A 1,444-nucleotide genomic window follows, 5' to 3' on the forward strand; every position below is an offset into this window, starting at 1 on the left:
GGGTCAGTCGTAAAACCCAGTTGCAAGCCTTCTCCTCTCAGGCACATAATTTCATAAGCCTGTAAAGGAAGAAAGGAATGTCCGTTACTCCCCTAAACTGTGCCCTGAAGGCTTTGACTTTTGCGTTGAAGGATTCAGCATTGGCATTTGTGGCTCTGTTGACAAAGAAATTGAGTATGGTATCATAATGGTTCTTAAAGGTGTCTATCACCGTATAGAAGTTGTCCACCCCCAACTTCTCTACCTCGTTAAACCATTTTGCCAGCTTCAGCCTTGCAGCATCCTTGATGCTCTTGATGTTATAAATATCGGTAAGTTTCATAGCCAAATCATATGCCTTTTTCAGTGTCGGATAATGTTCAAAGATGATTTGTGCCCTATCTTTTTGTGTTTCAGTCCACTTGGTCTTGTGCTTGGTCAATATGAACTTTGCTCTGGCGAGCAACTGCTTACGCGTGTCACCATTGCTGTATCTAAATGGTATATATTCCTTTCCCTTACTTTTAGCCTCTTTTATCTCCTCATTCTCTTTATCTCTTGCCATCCATCGGTAAGCGATACGCATGTCATCCAGAGCATCATAATATAGTTTCTGCACATGAAATCTGTCATTGGTAATGAGTGCTTTGGGAAAAACGGCACGGGCTATGCGCATCATAGAAGAAGATAAGTCGAGTGTTATCTCTTTAACAGTCTTCCGTTTAGACTGGTCTATCTTCTTGAGAACCTGAATAACGTCCTCTGCCTTGGTCCCTTTAACCACAGCTACCAAAGTCCCTTTTCTGCCCTTTCCCGCCTTGTTGGTCAGAAAAGTATAAACCTCGCCACTGCTTAGACAGGTCTCATCAATACTTAGACTCTCTCCTATATTATCTTCAAACAATAGCCAGTCTTGAGCATGTCCCAACTGATCCCAACTACGATAATCACTGAAATGTTCCTTGTACTGTGTGGATAACAGCTTGCCATTTACGCCATAGTGAGCACCAATGCTTGCGATGCTCTCTGCAGTGGACTCAATTCTATTCTTTTAAAAAAGAAACGAACTCGGGAGATAGTTTACTGCCCTCAGCCGTCAAATCATCATATGAATAAGTAAATATCTCTCCATTGGAACTGTCACGCCACTTGCGACGGCGAACATGGAGGTACACTGCTTTCCCACGAAGGGGAAAGTCCTGAATAACACGCTCGCTGGTAAAACCATAACTGCTTACAGTGCCTAACTTATGGTCTGACTTTTCCATAAAGTTACGCTCGTCAAGCCAAAAGTCAATCTGCGAAACACTCTCTTGAATATCGACAACATCAAAGTAGTCGGCAAGTACATCTGGAAAGATGCAACGTAATAATTGGTGATTCTTCATGATGCAAAGATAACAAATACTTATGAAATTATGTGCCTGAGAGGAGAGGGCTTGCAACTGGGTTTTAGGACTGACCC

General features: G+C 42.5%; 2 protein-coding genes. Both read right to left on the reverse strand.

The genetic code is table 11. The features are described from left to right. Positions 1-37: 37 nt before the first annotated feature. Positions 38-1,021: an ISAon1 family transposase gene (locus C7379_RS12540; RefSeq protein ID WP_419185318.1), complete on the reverse strand. Its 984-nt coding sequence runs from the start codon at positions 1,019-1,021 to the stop codon at positions 38-40. 1 nt (position 1,022) lies between these two features. Further along, positions 1,023-1,367 (reverse strand): ISAon1 family transposase N-terminal region protein, encoded by a 345-nt coding sequence (locus tag C7379_RS12550; RefSeq protein WP_024992867.1) that lies wholly within the window; start codon positions 1,365-1,367, stop codon positions 1,023-1,025. Positions 1,368-1,444 lie beyond the last annotated feature (77 nt).

Source organism: Hallella colorans, from assembly GCF_003096815.1.
GTDB lineage: Bacteria > Bacteroidota > Bacteroidia > Bacteroidales > Bacteroidaceae > Prevotella > Prevotella colorans.